Annotated in this window: 15 protein-coding genes and 1 pseudogene; 1 reads left to right on the forward strand and 15 read right to left on the reverse strand. The window is 67.4% G+C overall.

What is annotated here, in order from left to right; genetic code table 11:
- From ABIS05_RS19590 to fliF, 13 genes and pseudogenes are all read right to left on the reverse strand, one after another.
- A pseudogene (locus ABIS05_RS19590) lies at positions 1-175 on the reverse strand (transposase); the annotation flags it as partial.
- 554 nt (positions 176-729) lie between these two features.
- Positions 730-999 carry a flagellar biosynthesis protein FliQ gene (gene fliQ, locus ABIS05_RS19595; RefSeq protein WP_348009959.1) on the reverse strand — a complete coding sequence of 90 codons (270 nt, stop codon included), beginning with the start codon at positions 997-999 and terminating at the stop codon, positions 730-732.
- Between the two features lie 18 nt (positions 1,000-1,017).
- Positions 1,018-1,764 carry a flagellar type III secretion system pore protein FliP gene (fliP, locus tag ABIS05_RS19600; RefSeq protein ID WP_348009995.1) on the reverse strand — a complete coding sequence of 249 codons (747 nt, stop codon included), beginning with the start codon at positions 1,762-1,764 and terminating at the stop codon, positions 1,018-1,020.
- Entirely contained in the window at positions 1,754-2,080 is a 327-nt protein-coding gene (locus ABIS05_RS19605) for a flagellar biosynthetic protein FliO (RefSeq protein ID WP_348009960.1), read from the reverse strand. Before ABIS05_RS19605 ends, fliP begins: the two co-directional genes overlap by 11 nt.
- 94 nt (positions 2,081-2,174) lie before the next feature.
- Positions 2,175-2,618 (reverse strand): flagellar motor switch protein FliN, encoded by a 444-nt coding sequence (gene fliN / locus ABIS05_RS19610; RefSeq protein WP_348009961.1) that lies wholly within the window; start codon positions 2,616-2,618, stop codon positions 2,175-2,177.
- Positions 2,608-3,612, reverse strand: a complete 1,005-nt coding sequence (gene fliM / locus ABIS05_RS19615) for a flagellar motor switch protein FliM (RefSeq protein WP_348009962.1) — start codon at positions 3,610-3,612, stop codon at positions 2,608-2,610. The genes fliN and fliM overlap by 11 nt, the downstream gene beginning before the upstream one ends.
- On the reverse strand, positions 3,609-4,199 hold the full coding sequence (gene fliL, locus ABIS05_RS19620; protein WP_348009963.1) for a flagellar basal body-associated FliL family protein: 591 nt from the start codon (positions 4,197-4,199) through the stop codon (positions 3,609-3,611). The genes fliM and fliL overlap by 4 nt, the downstream gene beginning before the upstream one ends.
- 135 nt (positions 4,200-4,334) lie before the next feature.
- Positions 4,335-5,543 carry a flagellar hook-length control protein FliK gene (locus ABIS05_RS19625; RefSeq protein ID WP_348009964.1) on the reverse strand — a complete coding sequence of 403 codons (1,209 nt, stop codon included), beginning with the start codon at positions 5,541-5,543 and terminating at the stop codon, positions 4,335-4,337.
- A 14-nt stretch (positions 5,544-5,557) separates the two neighbouring features.
- A complete protein-coding gene (gene fliJ / locus ABIS05_RS19630) occupies positions 5,558-6,013 on the reverse strand; it encodes a flagellar export protein FliJ (RefSeq protein WP_348009965.1) in 456 nt (151 codons plus the stop codon).
- Between the two features lie 72 nt (positions 6,014-6,085).
- On the reverse strand, positions 6,086-7,525 hold the full coding sequence (gene fliI, locus ABIS05_RS19635; protein ID WP_348009966.1) for a flagellar protein export ATPase FliI: 1,440 nt from the start codon (positions 7,523-7,525) through the stop codon (positions 6,086-6,088).
- Positions 7,512-8,288, reverse strand: a complete 777-nt coding sequence (locus ABIS05_RS19640; protein WP_348009967.1) for a FliH/SctL family protein — start codon at positions 8,286-8,288, stop codon at positions 7,512-7,514. Before ABIS05_RS19640 ends, fliI begins: the two co-directional genes overlap by 14 nt.
- 128 nt (positions 8,289-8,416) lie before the next feature.
- Positions 8,417-9,412, reverse strand: coding sequence for a flagellar motor switch protein FliG (gene fliG, locus ABIS05_RS19645; protein ID WP_348009968.1), 996 nt, complete (start codon positions 9,410-9,412; stop codon positions 8,417-8,419).
- A gap of 14 nt (positions 9,413-9,426) precedes the next feature.
- Positions 9,427-11,100: a flagellar basal-body MS-ring/collar protein FliF gene (fliF, locus tag ABIS05_RS19650; protein ID WP_348009969.1), complete on the reverse strand. Its 1,674-nt coding sequence runs from the start codon at positions 11,098-11,100 to the stop codon at positions 9,427-9,429.
- 190 nt (positions 11,101-11,290) lie between these two features.
- Between fliF and fliE the strand changes: the two genes are divergently transcribed.
- Positions 11,291-11,629, forward strand: coding sequence for a flagellar hook-basal body complex protein FliE (gene fliE / locus ABIS05_RS19655; RefSeq protein ID WP_348009970.1), 339 nt, complete (start codon positions 11,291-11,293; stop codon positions 11,627-11,629).
- Between the two features lie 31 nt (positions 11,630-11,660).
- On the opposite strand, the gene ABIS05_RS19660 is transcribed toward fliE, so the two are convergent.
- Together ABIS05_RS19660 and ABIS05_RS19665 are read right to left on the reverse strand one after the other, a co-directional pair.
- Entirely contained in the window at positions 11,661-12,176 is a 516-nt protein-coding gene (locus ABIS05_RS19660; RefSeq protein WP_348009971.1) for a prepilin-type N-terminal cleavage/methylation domain-containing protein, read from the reverse strand.
- Positions 12,173-12,913, reverse strand: a complete 741-nt coding sequence (locus ABIS05_RS19665) for a flagellar regulator YcgR PilZN domain-containing protein (protein ID WP_348009972.1) — start codon at positions 12,911-12,913, stop codon at positions 12,173-12,175. The genes ABIS05_RS19660 and ABIS05_RS19665 overlap by 4 nt, the downstream gene beginning before the upstream one ends.
- Between the last annotated feature and the right edge of the window lie 33 nt (positions 12,914-12,946).

Raw genomic sequence — 12,946 nt, forward strand, 5'->3', positions numbered from 1 at the left:
CCGCTGAGCTTGCCGGCCCGGCTGGCTTTGACCCAGTTGAACAAGGTCTGGTCCACCACGCCCAGCGTGCGTGCCGCCGCTGCAATGCTCTGCCCGCCTTCGACCAGGCGCACCGCCTCTTGCTTGACTCCAGCGTGTAACGCGCCCTGGCAGCGCCTGTCTTTGTCTTCGTCATTTCGTTTCCTCTTGCTTGGATTGAATCACTCAGCAAGGGATACGCTTTTCGGGGGCAAGGTCAAAGTCACCAAAGAAGAGGCTCTGAACCGCACTCGAGTGCCATGACGCCATGCGCATCGCGCGAAAACAACCGCCTGCACTTCGGGACGACGCGACCCGCTGCGCTCTCGCTGCTGTCCTTATGACGAGCAGCGTTGATCGCCGCTTAACGCCGGCTGTACGCCGGGCTCACGAGAACAGCCGAAGACAGCGTCGCTCGGGCGACGCGGCATTTGCGTTCCTGGTGAGCACGGCGTGCAGCCGCGCGTTAAGCGGGCCGCTGGTGCGATGAGTGTTTCTGGTGACAAGGACAGCAGCGAGAGCGCAGCGGGTCGCATGTGGGCGCGATCAAGTGCCAAGCCCGTTGACCCACTGGAGTGCGGATTCAGGGCCTCTTCTTTGGTGACTTTCTTCTGGCCCCGCAGAAGAAAGTTACCCGCCCGCCGGGGCGGACTCCCGGCACCTTGCCAGAAGCCAACAACACCGAGCGACCAACCATTCACGGCGCCAACCTCACCCCACCACCGACGGAATCGTCATCAACGTCCGCTGGATGTACTCCACCAGCGTCGTCATCATCCAAGGCCCCGCCACCAGCAGCGTCAGCACCGCCGCGATGACCTTGGGGACGAAGGACAGCGTCGCCTCGTTGATTTGCGTGGCCGCTTGGATCACGCTGATGAATGTGCCTACGAGCAGCACGACGATGAGGATGGGCGCAGCCACCAACATCAGCATGTACAGGCCTTGTTGGCCGAAAGTGAAGACTTGTTGTGCGTCCATAGTTTTTCCCGTCGGCGGTCAGGTGACGAAAGAAGCGGCCAGCGAGCCAAGCAAAAGATTCCACCCATCCGCCAACACGAACAGCATCAGCTTGAACGGCAGCGAGACGAGCACCGGCGACAGCATCATCATGCCCAGGCTCATCAGCACACTCGCCACGATCATGTCGATGACGAGGAAGGGGATGAAGATCAAAAAGGCGATCTGGAAGGCGCTCTTCAGCTCGCTGGTGACGAAGGCCGGCACGAGCACCTTGAAGGGCACTTCCTCCGGCTTCACGCTCGCGTCCAGCTTGGCCAGGCGCGAGAACAGCGCCACGTCGGCCTGGCGCGTCTGCTTGAGCATGAAGCCGCGCATCGGCACCTCGGCGCGCTTGAGCGCCTCGTCGAACTGGATGGTGCCGGCGCTGTAGGGCTGCCAAGCGTCGGCATAGACCTTGTCCAGCGTCGGGCTCATGACGAAGAAGGTCAGGAACAGGGAGAGGCCGACGATGACCTGGTTGGGTGGCGCGGCCTGCGTGCCCAGGGCCTGGCGCATCAGGCTCAGCACGATGGCGATGCGCGTGAAGGCCGTCATCATCAGGATGACCGCCGGCAGGAAACCCAGGGCCGTGAAGAACAGCAGCGTCTGGATGGGCACCGAGTAGCTGCCGCCCGCGCCCTGGCCGATCAACAGCGGCAGCGTGGCGGGTGGCGTCTGGGCTTGCGCGAGAGCGCCACCCGCTGCGAGCAGCAGACCGGTGCCAAGCAGTGGTTTAAGACGCATCATGGCCGCGCTCCTTGCTCAGCAGCTTGGCGAACGTGGCCGGCGCGACCGGCTCGGCCTGCGGCGGCATGACATGCAGCGTCGTGATGCTCTGCGCCGTGGCACCCAGCACCAGCCAGCGGCGGTCTTCGCCCTGGCCGACCTCGACGACGAGGATGCGCTGGTTGGGCGCGGTGGGCAACTGGGCCACGACGCGCAGCACACCCACCGCAGCCGCGCCGCCCAGCGGCGTGCGCTTGAGCAGCCACAGCGCGACGGGGATCAGCGCGACGATGGCAAGGAACCAGAGGAAGGGGAGGAGGCCGGAAGCATTCATGCCTCGGCATTCTGCGGACGGACTTGAGTGGCCGAACCCCCTAATTGGCCCGACAAACCCTTGGTTGTCGAAAGACCGCGCCAGCCGCGCGAGATCAGGCGGACTTCGACAGGCGGCGCATGCGCTCCGACGGCGTCACGATGTCCGTCAGCCGGATACCGAACTTGTCGTTCACCACCACCACCTCGCCCTGGGCGATCAGGTAGCCGTTGACGAGCACGTCCATGGGCTCGCCGGCCAGCGCGTCCAGCTCCACCACCGACCCTTGGGCCAGTTGCAGGATGTTCTTGATCGGGATGCGGGTGCGGCCGAGCTCAACGGTCAGCTGGACGGGGATGTCCAGGATCATGTTGATGTCGTTGCCCGGGCCCATGCCGGCGGTCGGCGTGAAGTTGGCGAAGTTCGGCGTCGACACCTGCTCCGCCACTTCAGCAACTGCGGACGCGACCGATGGGGCGGGCGCGGCCTCGGCCAGCGCCGCAGCCCATTCGGCCGCCATCGCGTCTTGTTCTTCTTGGCTGGGTGAATCAGGACTCATGTTTGGCTCCCAGCCAGCCCTCTTGAGGGCCGGTCAGCATCTTGTTGATCTTGAGCGCATAGCGCCCGTTGGACGTGCCGTAGTGGCAGTCGAAGACGGGCACGCCGTCCACCTTGGTCTGGATCATGGGGTCCAGGTCCAGCTCGATGAAATCGCCCGGCTTGAAGGCCAGCAGCTGCTCCACCGTGGCCGGTGCCGTACCCAGCTCGGCGACGAGTTCCACCTCGGCGGCCTGGATCTGCGTCTTCAGCAGGTTGATCCAGCGGCGGTCCGGCTCGGTGGAGTCGCCCTGCGTCGTGCTGTAGAGCACGTCGCGGATGGGCTCCAGCGTCGAGTACGGGATGCAGAAGTAGATCGTGCCGCTGGTCTCGCCGATTTCCAGCGTGAACGAGGTCGACACGACGATCTCGCTGGGTGTGGCGATGTTGGCGAACTGGGGCTGCATCTCCGAGCGCTGGTATTCCAGCTCCAGCGGATAGATGCCCTTCCAGGCCTTGTGGTACTCGGCGAGGATGACCTCGACGATGCGGGTGATGACGCGCTGCTCGGTGGGCGAGAAGTCACGGCCCTCGATGCGCGCATGGAACTTGCCGATGCCGCCGAACAGCGAGTCGATGACGGCGAACACCAGCGTCGGGTCGCAGACGATGAGGCCGCTGCCGCGCAGCGGCTTCACCGAGACGATGTTGAAGTTGGTCGGGACGACGATCTCGCGCAGGAAGGCGCTGTACTTCTGCACCTTGATGCCGCCGATGGCGACTTCCGGGCTCTTGCGGATGAAGTTGAACAGCCCCACGCGGATGTTGCGCGCGAACCGCTCGTTGATGATCTCCATCGTCGGCATGCGCCCACGGACGATGCGTTCCTGGCTCGCGAGGTTGTACTCGCGTATGCCGCCGACCTGCTCTTCTTCCTGCTCAAGCTTTTGACTCTCGCCGGTGATGCCTTGCAGCAGTGCATCGACTTCGTCTTGCGAAAGGATCTGCTGATTCATTGCACGATGAAGTTGGAGAACAGGACCTGGGAGATCGGGTTTTCGACCGCGGCTTTCTTCTTCTTTTTCTTCTTCGGGGCGTCGGCGGCAGGCGCTTCTTCCTCGTCGACCTCGATGCCCATGGGGCGTACCGCCTCACGCATGATGTCCTTGGCGAGCTGGTCCTTGCCCTCGCGGGTCAGCAGCTCGGTGGCTGTCTTGTGCGACAGCACCATCAGCACATTGCTGCGGATGGCGGGCATGTAGGCCTTGATCTGGTCGGCGAACTTCGGGTCTTCGACCTGCAGCGTGATGCCGATCTGCGCGAAGCGGTCCACCTCCTTGTCGGCCAGGTTGACCGTGAAGGGGTCCAGCGGCACGAAGGTGGGCGGGTGGTCGCTCTTGGCGTGGGCCTTGGGCTTGGGCGCCTGCTCCTCGGTGGTGTCGCCTTCGTCGCCGTCGTCGACGGGCTTTTTCTTCAGCAGCAGCAAGGCCGCACCGCCGCCGCCCAGCACGAGCACGAGCACGGCTGCCAGGATGATGATCAGCTTTTTCTTGCTGCCGCCACCCTTGGGCGCGGCCTCTTGGGCAGCCGGCGCAGTCGCCATGAGAACTCCTTGAACGTCGCACCCACCGCAGTTGGAGGGCGCCTCGATGCCTGATTATTGACCTCGAGTCGCCCGGGCATGCGTGGATTAGGCGCAGCGCGGCGTGGCTATTCCCGCGTCAGTCTCACCTCAAACTCAGGCGAACGTGTCGAGCAGGCCGACGCTGCGGCGCACGTGTGTAGTCGACACGCTGGCACTGCCGCCCACGCGGTCATTGCCGCCGCTTGAACTGCGCGACGCGTTGCCGGCCTCCGAGCCGTCCTCGCCGTGATCTGCGTCACGCGAATCCTGCTGGAAGACGCCGCCGCCGGACAGCGTCAGCCCCTGGCCTTGCAGCGCCGCGGCGAGGTCGGGCAGGCTTTGCTCCAGCGCCTGGCGCGTTTCGGCCTGCGCGGCATGGAAGGAGACCTGGGCCTGGTTGCCGTCCACAGTGATCTGAATGGACACCGGGCCCATGTCGGCCGGGTTGAGCTGCAGCTCGGCCTGCTGCACGCCGTCCACCGCCATCAGGCTGACGCGGGCGCCCAGCTCGGGCGCGAAGGCGTGGCCATGCAGCGGCGCCTGAACAGCGGCGTAAGTCGTGGCCTGGGCCGCATTGGCCAAGGCAGTGGGCGTGGGCAGCGCCTGCGCGAGGACGGCGGCGAAGCTCGGTGCTGCGGGTGCTGCGGGTGCTGCGGGTGCTGCAGAGGCGCCAGGCTGGTCGCCGCCGGCTTGGCTGGTCGTCACTTGCAGCGACTCGGTGGTGGCGCGCGCGGCGGGCTTGTCGGCGCGCAGGTCGCCGGGCTTGGCGGCGGCGGCTTCGGGCGCGTCGGCGGCGCGGCCGTTGTCTGCGGCCACGGCGCGACCCTGGGCTGCGTCATCCGCAGCGGCGGCGGCGCGGCCACGGTGGGCGTCCGGCTTGGCGGCGGCGGTGGGGTCGGGCGCGGCCGCGTTCATGCCGATGAGCTGCGTGAATTCCTTCAGCTCCGGTGTGTCGGGCGTGTCGTCTTCGTCCGCAGCTGCGGCATCGGTGGCGGGCAGGGCGTCGGCCTTGCCGGCAGTCGCTGCCTTGGTGTCGGCCTTGGGTGCGGTTTCGGCGGCGCGGTTCTGCGCGGCGGGCTTGGCCGTGTGGGCGTTTGCGCGGCGCTGCGCAGCGGCGGTCGACGCGGCTTGATCGGGCTCAGGCGCGTCGTCAGACGGGCCAGGCTCGGGCTCGGCCTGAGGCGGCGCCGGCACGCTGTTTCGATCGGTCAGGAACTGCGCGAAGCTGGGGCCGCCCGCAGAGGTGGCCGGCAGGGAAGGCTGGGATGGCTGGGCGGGCGGCGGCAGCGCGGCCGGCTTGGGGGCGATGTTCTGGGCAAGCATGGTGGCCTCGGGTGTCAGGCGTGCGCAAAGCGACGCAGGTGGGCCCGGGCGGCGAACTCGTCGGTGGCGCGCTGCTCGCGGCGCTGCTCCACCTTGCTGGCCTCGGCCTGGCGGCGCACGATCAACTGGCGCAGCGCGGCCACGCGCAGTTCGGCCTGGCGCAGCCCCTCGCGGGCGCGCACCTGGCGCTGGTCGGCGTGGTTGGCCACGTGGCCTTGGGTGTCGACGGCCTGGTTCAGGCGCTGGCCGAAGCTCTGGTAGCAGCCGACGATGTCCATCGTCGTGGCCTGGGCGAAGCTCTCCGTCCAGCGCTGCCGGTAGTCCTGTCGGTAGCCGGCGAGCTCGCCATGCTGGGCGTGTGCGGCCTGCGCCTGGGCGCCAGCGGCATGCAGGGCCTGTGCGGCGGCGTCGCGCTCGCCTTCGGCGCGTTCAAGCAGCAGGCTCAGGGTGTCGGTCGGGGATGCACTCATTCACAACTCCAGCGCGGCGTCTGACACGGCGGTCAGGCGCTCAGGTCGATATCGGCCACCCAACCCGAAAGGTTAGGCGCCTTGGACCACGGCCTGCAATTGGCTGACGCTGGCGTGAAGAAGTGCCGGGCTGTGCATGTCTTGCTGCAGCAGCCGCGTCATGTCGGCATGCAGGCGTACGGCCGTATCCAGCTCGGGGTCGCTGCCCGGGGCATAGGCGCCAAGCTGGATCAGGTCGCGGGCCTTGTTGTATTTCGCCAGAAGCTGGCGAAACCGACGCGCGGAATCGACCTGGTTTTGCGGTGCAACACTGCTCATCACCCGGGAGACGGAGCGCTCGATGTCGATGGCCGGGTAGTGGCCGGCCTCGGCCAACTCGCGGCTCAGCACGATGTGCCCGTCCAGGATGCCGCGCGCCGCGTCGGCAATCGGGTCCTGCGGGTCGTCGCCCTCGGTCAGCACGGTGTAGAAGGCGGTGATGGAGCCTTCACCGGCCATGCCGTTGCCGCTGCGCTCGACGAGCTGGGGCAGCTTGGCGAAGCAGCTCGGTGGATAGCCCCGCGTGGCCGGCGGCTCGCCGATGGCCAGCGCAATCTCGCGCTGCGCCATCGCGTAACGGGTGAGGCTGTCCATCAACAGCAGCACGTGCTTGCCCTGGTCGCGGAAGTGCTCGGCAATCGCCGTGGCGTAGTGCGCGCCTTGCATGCGCATCAGCGGCGGCGCATCGGCGGGTGCCGCGACAACGACGCTGCGCTTGCGGCCCTCGTCGCCGAGGATGTCCTCGATGAAGTCCTTCACCTCGCGGCCGCGCTCACCGATCAGGCCGACGACGATGACATCGGCCTGCGTGTAGCGCGCCATCATGCCCAGCAGCACCGACTTGCCGACGCCGGTGCCGGCGAACAGGCCCAAGCGCTGGCCCCGGCCAACCGTCAGCATCGCGTTGATTGCGCGCACACCGGTGTCCAGCGGCTTGCGCACCGGGTCGCGGTCCATCGCGTTGATGGGGCGCCGCACCATGGGTTCGTTATGGATGTTGGTCAGTTCGCCGCCCCGGTCCAGCGGGTGGCCGTGCGGGTCGACGACGCGGCCGAGCAGGCCGTCGCCCATGGGCAGGTGCAGGCCACGGTCTTCGCCACGGCGCCAGGGGTGCAGCGGCTGGCCCAGTTTCGGCGCCAGCGGCGGCAGGTGACGCGGCACAACGGTGGCGCCGCTGGACAGGCCCTGCACCTCGTCGGTGGGCATCAGGTAGGCGCGGTCGCCCGAAAAGCCGACGACTTCGGCATTCACCGGCGGCGAGCCGCGGCGCGGGCTGTTGCCGCTGCTGGGCATCTGGATGCGGCACACCGAGCCCAGCGGCACCTTGATGCCGGTGGCCTCCAGCACCAGGCCGGCCACGCGCACCAGCTTGCCCTGGCACTCCAGCGGCGCGGCATTGGTGGCGAGGGTTTCCAGGTCGGCGAGGTAGCGCTGCCAGCGCTCAGTGCGCTCCCCGCGCTCAGTCGTCGTCATCCTCGCCTCCGCGGCGGTCTTCCCAGATCGATTTCTGGCCGATGGCCGAGACGGCCTGCAGCCAGCGGGCGGCGATGGTCGCGTCGACGCTGGCGACATCGGCGTCGACCTTGACGCCGCCACGTGCCACCTCGGCGTCGGGGATGAGCTGGGCCTCGCGCGCCTGCAGCTCGGCGCCGGCACCTTCCTGCACGAGCGGGAAGTCGTCGGGGTGCACGCGCACGCGCACATGGCGAGCCGACAGCTGCAGCGCCTCCACGGCGTCATGCGCCACGCGGGCGATCAGCTCGGGGCGCTGAGTCAACTCGCTGCGCACGACCTGGCGGGCCAGCTCGACGGCGATGCGGGCGAGCGAGGTGGCCATGTCGCCTTCCAGCGCCTGCAGCTCGGCATCGAAGTTCTTCACGACAACGCCGACCTGGGCGCTGATCTGCTGCGCGAAGCTGTGCTTGAAGGCGTCCAGCGCGGCCATGCCGTCGCGGTAGCCGTCCTGGTAGCCGGTCTGGCGGGCGGCGTTCAGCTGCTCCTGCGCACTGGGCTCGGGTGGGGGCGGCGGCTGGACAGGTGCGGCCGCTGGCGCGGGCGCGGCGGGCCGGGCCGGGCTGAAGGGCGCCGGCGCATTGCCGCCGAGGTTGTCGAGGCTCCAGGCCTTGGCGCCGTGCAGCTCCTCGCCGGGGATGAAGCGGGCGTAGGTGCCGCGCCGGTCGTCGCCTTCGCGGCGCTCGGGTGGCGGCACTTGCCGGGGAGGGGGGCGGGTGGCCATGTCAGCAACGAGAGGAAAAGGCAACACAGCCACAGAGACACAGAGGCACAGAGGAACTCCCAATTTCTCTGTGTCTCTGTGCCTCTGTGGCTTTGTTCTTGAACATGTCGATCAGCTCAGCTACTCAGTTAGACGAATTGGTCGTCGCCGCCGCCGGCCAGCACGATCTGCCCTTCGTCTACCAGGCGGCGCACGATCTTGAGCATTTCCTTCTGCTCGGCCTCGACTTCGGACAGCCGCACGGGGCCGCGGCTTTCGAGGTCTTCGCGCAGCGTCTCGGCCGCGCGGGTGGACATGTTGCGGAAGATCTTCTCGCGCAGGTCGGCGCTGGAGCCCTTGAGCGCGACGATGAGGCTCTCGCTCTGCACTTCCTTGAGCACGGCCTGGATGCCCTTGTCGTCGATCTTGTTCACGTCGTCGAACGTGAACATGTTGTCCATGATCTTCTGCGCCAGGTCGGAGTCGGCCTCGCGGATGTAGTCCAACACCGAGGCCTCGACGCTGGAGCCCATCATGTTGATGATCTCGGCAGCCGTCTTGGCGCCGCCCAGCGAGCTCTTCTTCATGCGCTCGCCGCCGGCCAGGATCTGGCTCATGACCTCGTTCAAGTCCTTCAGCGCCGTCGGCTGGATGCCATCCAGCGTGGCGATGCGGATCAGCACCTCGTTGCGGCCGCGCTCGGGGAACATCTTCAGCACCGAGCTGGTCTGGTCGAAGTCCAGGTGCGCCAGGATGGCCGCAATGATCTGCGGGTGCTCGTTGCGCAGCAGCTCGGCCACCGAGGCGGCGTCCATCCACTTCAGGCTCTCGATGGAGGAGACATCGCTGCCTTGCAGGATGCGGTCCAGCAGCAGGTTGGCCTTGTCCTCGCCGAGTGCTTTGCGCAGCACGGCGCGCACGTACTCGTCGGTGTCGGTGACGAGGGTGCTTTGCGTCTCGGCGACGGCGTCGAACTTGTCGAGCACGGTTTCCACCTGGGCACGCTTGATGACCTTGAGCTTGGCGATGGTTTCGCCCAGCGCCTGCACTTCCTTGGGCGACAGATGCTTGAAGACCTCGCTGGCTTCTTCTTCGCCCAGCGACATCAACAAAATTGCGGCGTTCTCGATGCCTTTGTCGTCCATGGTTCGACTCTAGATCAGGCGGCGGTCTGGCCCGCCATCCAGTCGCGCATGATGTTGGCGACCGCGACCGGATTGTCACGGGCCAGGGCACGGGCTCGCTCGAGTTTTTCGTTGTGCACCGGCGCTTCGAGCTTGGGCATATGGCCGGACCCCGGCAGCAGTTCGGTGTCGTCCACCACTTCGTCGACGGTCTCGGGCTTGTCTTCCAGCGCCGTCGGCGCGGCGGCGCGGATGGCGGGGCGGATCATGCCGAACACGGCGATCAGCGCAATGGCGACGAAGGCCAGCGGCACCATGGCGCTGCGGGCGATGTCCAGCAGCCAGGGCTGCTTCCACACCGGCACGTCCAGCGGCTCGGTCTTGTCGACGATGAAGGGCGCGCTGATGACCTTGACCGAGTCGCCACGCTCGGCGTTGAAGCCCATGGCCTCCTTGACGAGGTCGGTCAGGCGGGTGATCTCGTCGGCCGACACCGGCGTCGTCGTCGTCTTGCCCTTGGCGTCGGTCACCGTGCGGTGATTGACGACGATGGCCGCATTCAATCGCTTGACGTTGCCGGTGGCGCCGCGCGTCACGCGCACGGTCTTGTCGACTTCGTAGTTGGTGACCTGCTCGCGGCGGCTGTTGTTGTTGCCCGCCGCTCCTTGAGCCGCCTGCAGCGGTGCGCTCGCACCGTTGATCGGTGCGGTGGCCGGCACGGGCGGCTGGTTGGTGGCGGCACCGGGGACGCCCGTGGGCTGCGTGGCGTTGGCGTTGTTGGACTCGTTGCTCTGGCTGGAGCGCACCGCAGCGGTGGCGTTGGGCCCCTGGTTGGGGCGGTACTCCTCGGCGGTCGCCTCGGTCTGCGAGAAGTCCACGTCGGCGGTGACGCTGGCGCGCAGGTTGTCGCGGCCGACGACGGGCTCCAGCAGTTCGAAGATGCGCTTGTTGTAGCCGGCCTCGACCTGTTGCTTGTATTGCAGCTGCTGCGTGTCCAGGCCGGTGGCGGCGTCGCTGCCGGTCTGCGAGATCAGCGCGCCGGTCTGGTCGAGCACGCTGACGGCCTTGGGGCTCAGCTCGGGCACGGCGCTGGAGACGAGGTGCACGATGCCGGCGATCTGGCTGCGGTCCAGCGTGCGGCCGCCGCGCAGCGTCAACACGACGGACGCGCTGGGCTTTTGCTGCTCGCGAAAGAAGCCGTTCTGCTGCGGGATGGCCAGGTGCACGCGCGCATCGGCCACGTCGGTGGTGGTCTTGATCGAGTGCGCCAGCTCGCCCTGCAGGCCGCGCTGGAAATTCATGCGTTCGGCGAACTGGGTCTGGCCGATGGACGACTTGTCCATCAGTTCGAAGCCCGCCGCGTTGCCGCTGCCGCCGCCCGCGCCACCTTTGGGCAGGCCCTGGGCCGCGAGCTTCATGCGCAGCTCGTAGACCTGGCCGGCCGGCACGAGGATGGTGCCGCCCGCTTCATGCTTGTAGGAAATGTTCAGCGCCGCGAGCTGGGTGATGACCTCGCCGCCGTCCTTGTCGGCCAGGCCGGTGAACAGCGGCCGAAAGTCGCCCTGGGACGACCACAGCGTGATGGCCAGTACGGCGCCGGCCAGGGCCACCAGGCCGGCGCCCATGGTCAGCTTGCTGCGCAGCGGCAGGTCGCCGAGGCGCTGCACGAAATTCGGCGCGGGGTTGATCGGGGTGATCGGGGTGATCATCACCGGTCCGGTTGCAGCATTGGCGCTCAGGGCGTTGTCCATCGAGGGGCGAGACAGCAGAGGAGGTCGGGGATCGACCGATGGCGCAAATTATTTGATCCCGGCCCCCTCAAGAAAGCGCCGAAGTGGCCGACGCAGGGGCGCCATCTCTGCGCTTCATCGGCGTGACTTGCTGCCAAAGTCCTGTCCCATGGACATGAAGCTACGCCCCTTCGACTTTGCTCAGGCCGCTGCCCGCGCGGGCCTGGCGGTCAACGGACAGCCCTTGTCCGTGAAGCCTGCCGCCACGACCGGGGCAACCACGGGCGCCAGCTTCGGCGATGCGATGACGCAGGCGTTGAAGAACGTCAGCGCCCAGCAGAACGAGTCTGCCCGCCTGCAACGCGAAGTGCAGCTGGACAACCCGACCGTCAGCCTGGAAGAGACCATGGTCTCGATGCAGAAGGCGCAGATCGGCTTCCAGGCGACGCTGCAGGTGAGAAACCGCCTCGTCTCGGCCTATTCCGAAATCATGAACATGCAGATTTAGTGGGCCGCTGGCCACTGAATCGCGGCCAAGCTCAGCAACTGCCCTTGCGCGCGTCTGAGCCGCAGATCGACGGTCGCCCGAGCGGGTTGAGGTCGAGATACAGCTGCTGGTTGCGGTCGTTGGAGATGCCGATGCGCGACCAATCGAGTGCGCGGCCCATGCCGGCCTGGAAGGTGATGCCCTGGCCCGACTGCAGCAGCGTGCCCTTGTAGTCGCGGTAGTTGATGCCCCCCAGTTCGCAGCGCGGCTGGCCGGTGGCGCAATTGCAGGCCGCCTGGCGGCTGGTGCCCCAGCACCATTGCGGCCCGCTCTGGAAACTCACGTGCAAGTTGCGACCTTCCTCGACGCTGAGGGTGCGGGCGCGGCGCAGGTCCAGCTCCAGCAGCTCGGCCACATGGCGCAGGCGCTGGCGCGCCAGATAGCTGGAGTAGCTCGGCACCGCCGCAGACAGGATGATGGCCAGCAGGGCGATCACGAAGGCTACTTCGATCAAGCTGAAACCCCGGTTGTCACCCCGCTTGGAGCACCGGTTAGGCCGGGCCGTCATGTGTCCAGCTTCAACAAGCGGCGGCGCTTCTGCGTCTGGTCTACATAGACCTGCAGTGCCCGGCCGGCTGCGGCGTCGAGGTCGACGAATGAGCAGCCGAGCTGCAGCATGCCGCGGGTGTCGCCGGCGATGGCGCTGGTGTGCTGCGGCACGAGGGCAATGCGCAGCGCCGTGAGGCGGTCCAGCTCCAGCACGAGTCCTGTGGCCACCAGGCCCACCGGTAGAGGCTGCGCGGGTGTCGTGTCGCCGGGCAGCGCCAGCGCGAGGCCGCCGATGCTGATGTCCAGCACGCGCAGTGCGCGGCCGGAGTGCTCGCCGCCGGGCAGCACCACACGCGGGTAGATGCTGCCGGAGGGCTGCACGCGAAAGGACTGGCGGCGCTGGAAGCGGTAGAGCCGCTCGGGCAGGCTGCTGCGCAGCACGGCGCCCTGTTCGCCGCTGACGAGGACGGCGTCGTCCAGTTCGAACTGCAATTTGATGGTGCCGAGATAGGCCACGGCCGAGATCTCGCCGCCGGCCACCAGCGCCTGGCTGATGCCCTCGGGGTCGGAGCCGATCTCCAGGCCCAGTACACCGGCCTCGCCATCAAGGGCGCAGATGCGGCTGCTCAGGCTCAGGCCGGGCGGGCCGCTCAGCAGCACGGCTGCGTTCTCGCGCTGCAGTTGCTGCAGATAGGCCGCGATCTCAGCGGTGGCGGTGACCCGCAATTCCTCGGGGACGGTGTCAGGGGCACTCATGCGGGGATGGTAGTCCGGCGGTCGTCCGCTCGG

This window comes from Roseateles sp. (assembly GCF_039929605.1).
Lineage (GTDB): Bacteria > Pseudomonadota > Gammaproteobacteria > Burkholderiales > Burkholderiaceae_C > Pelomonas.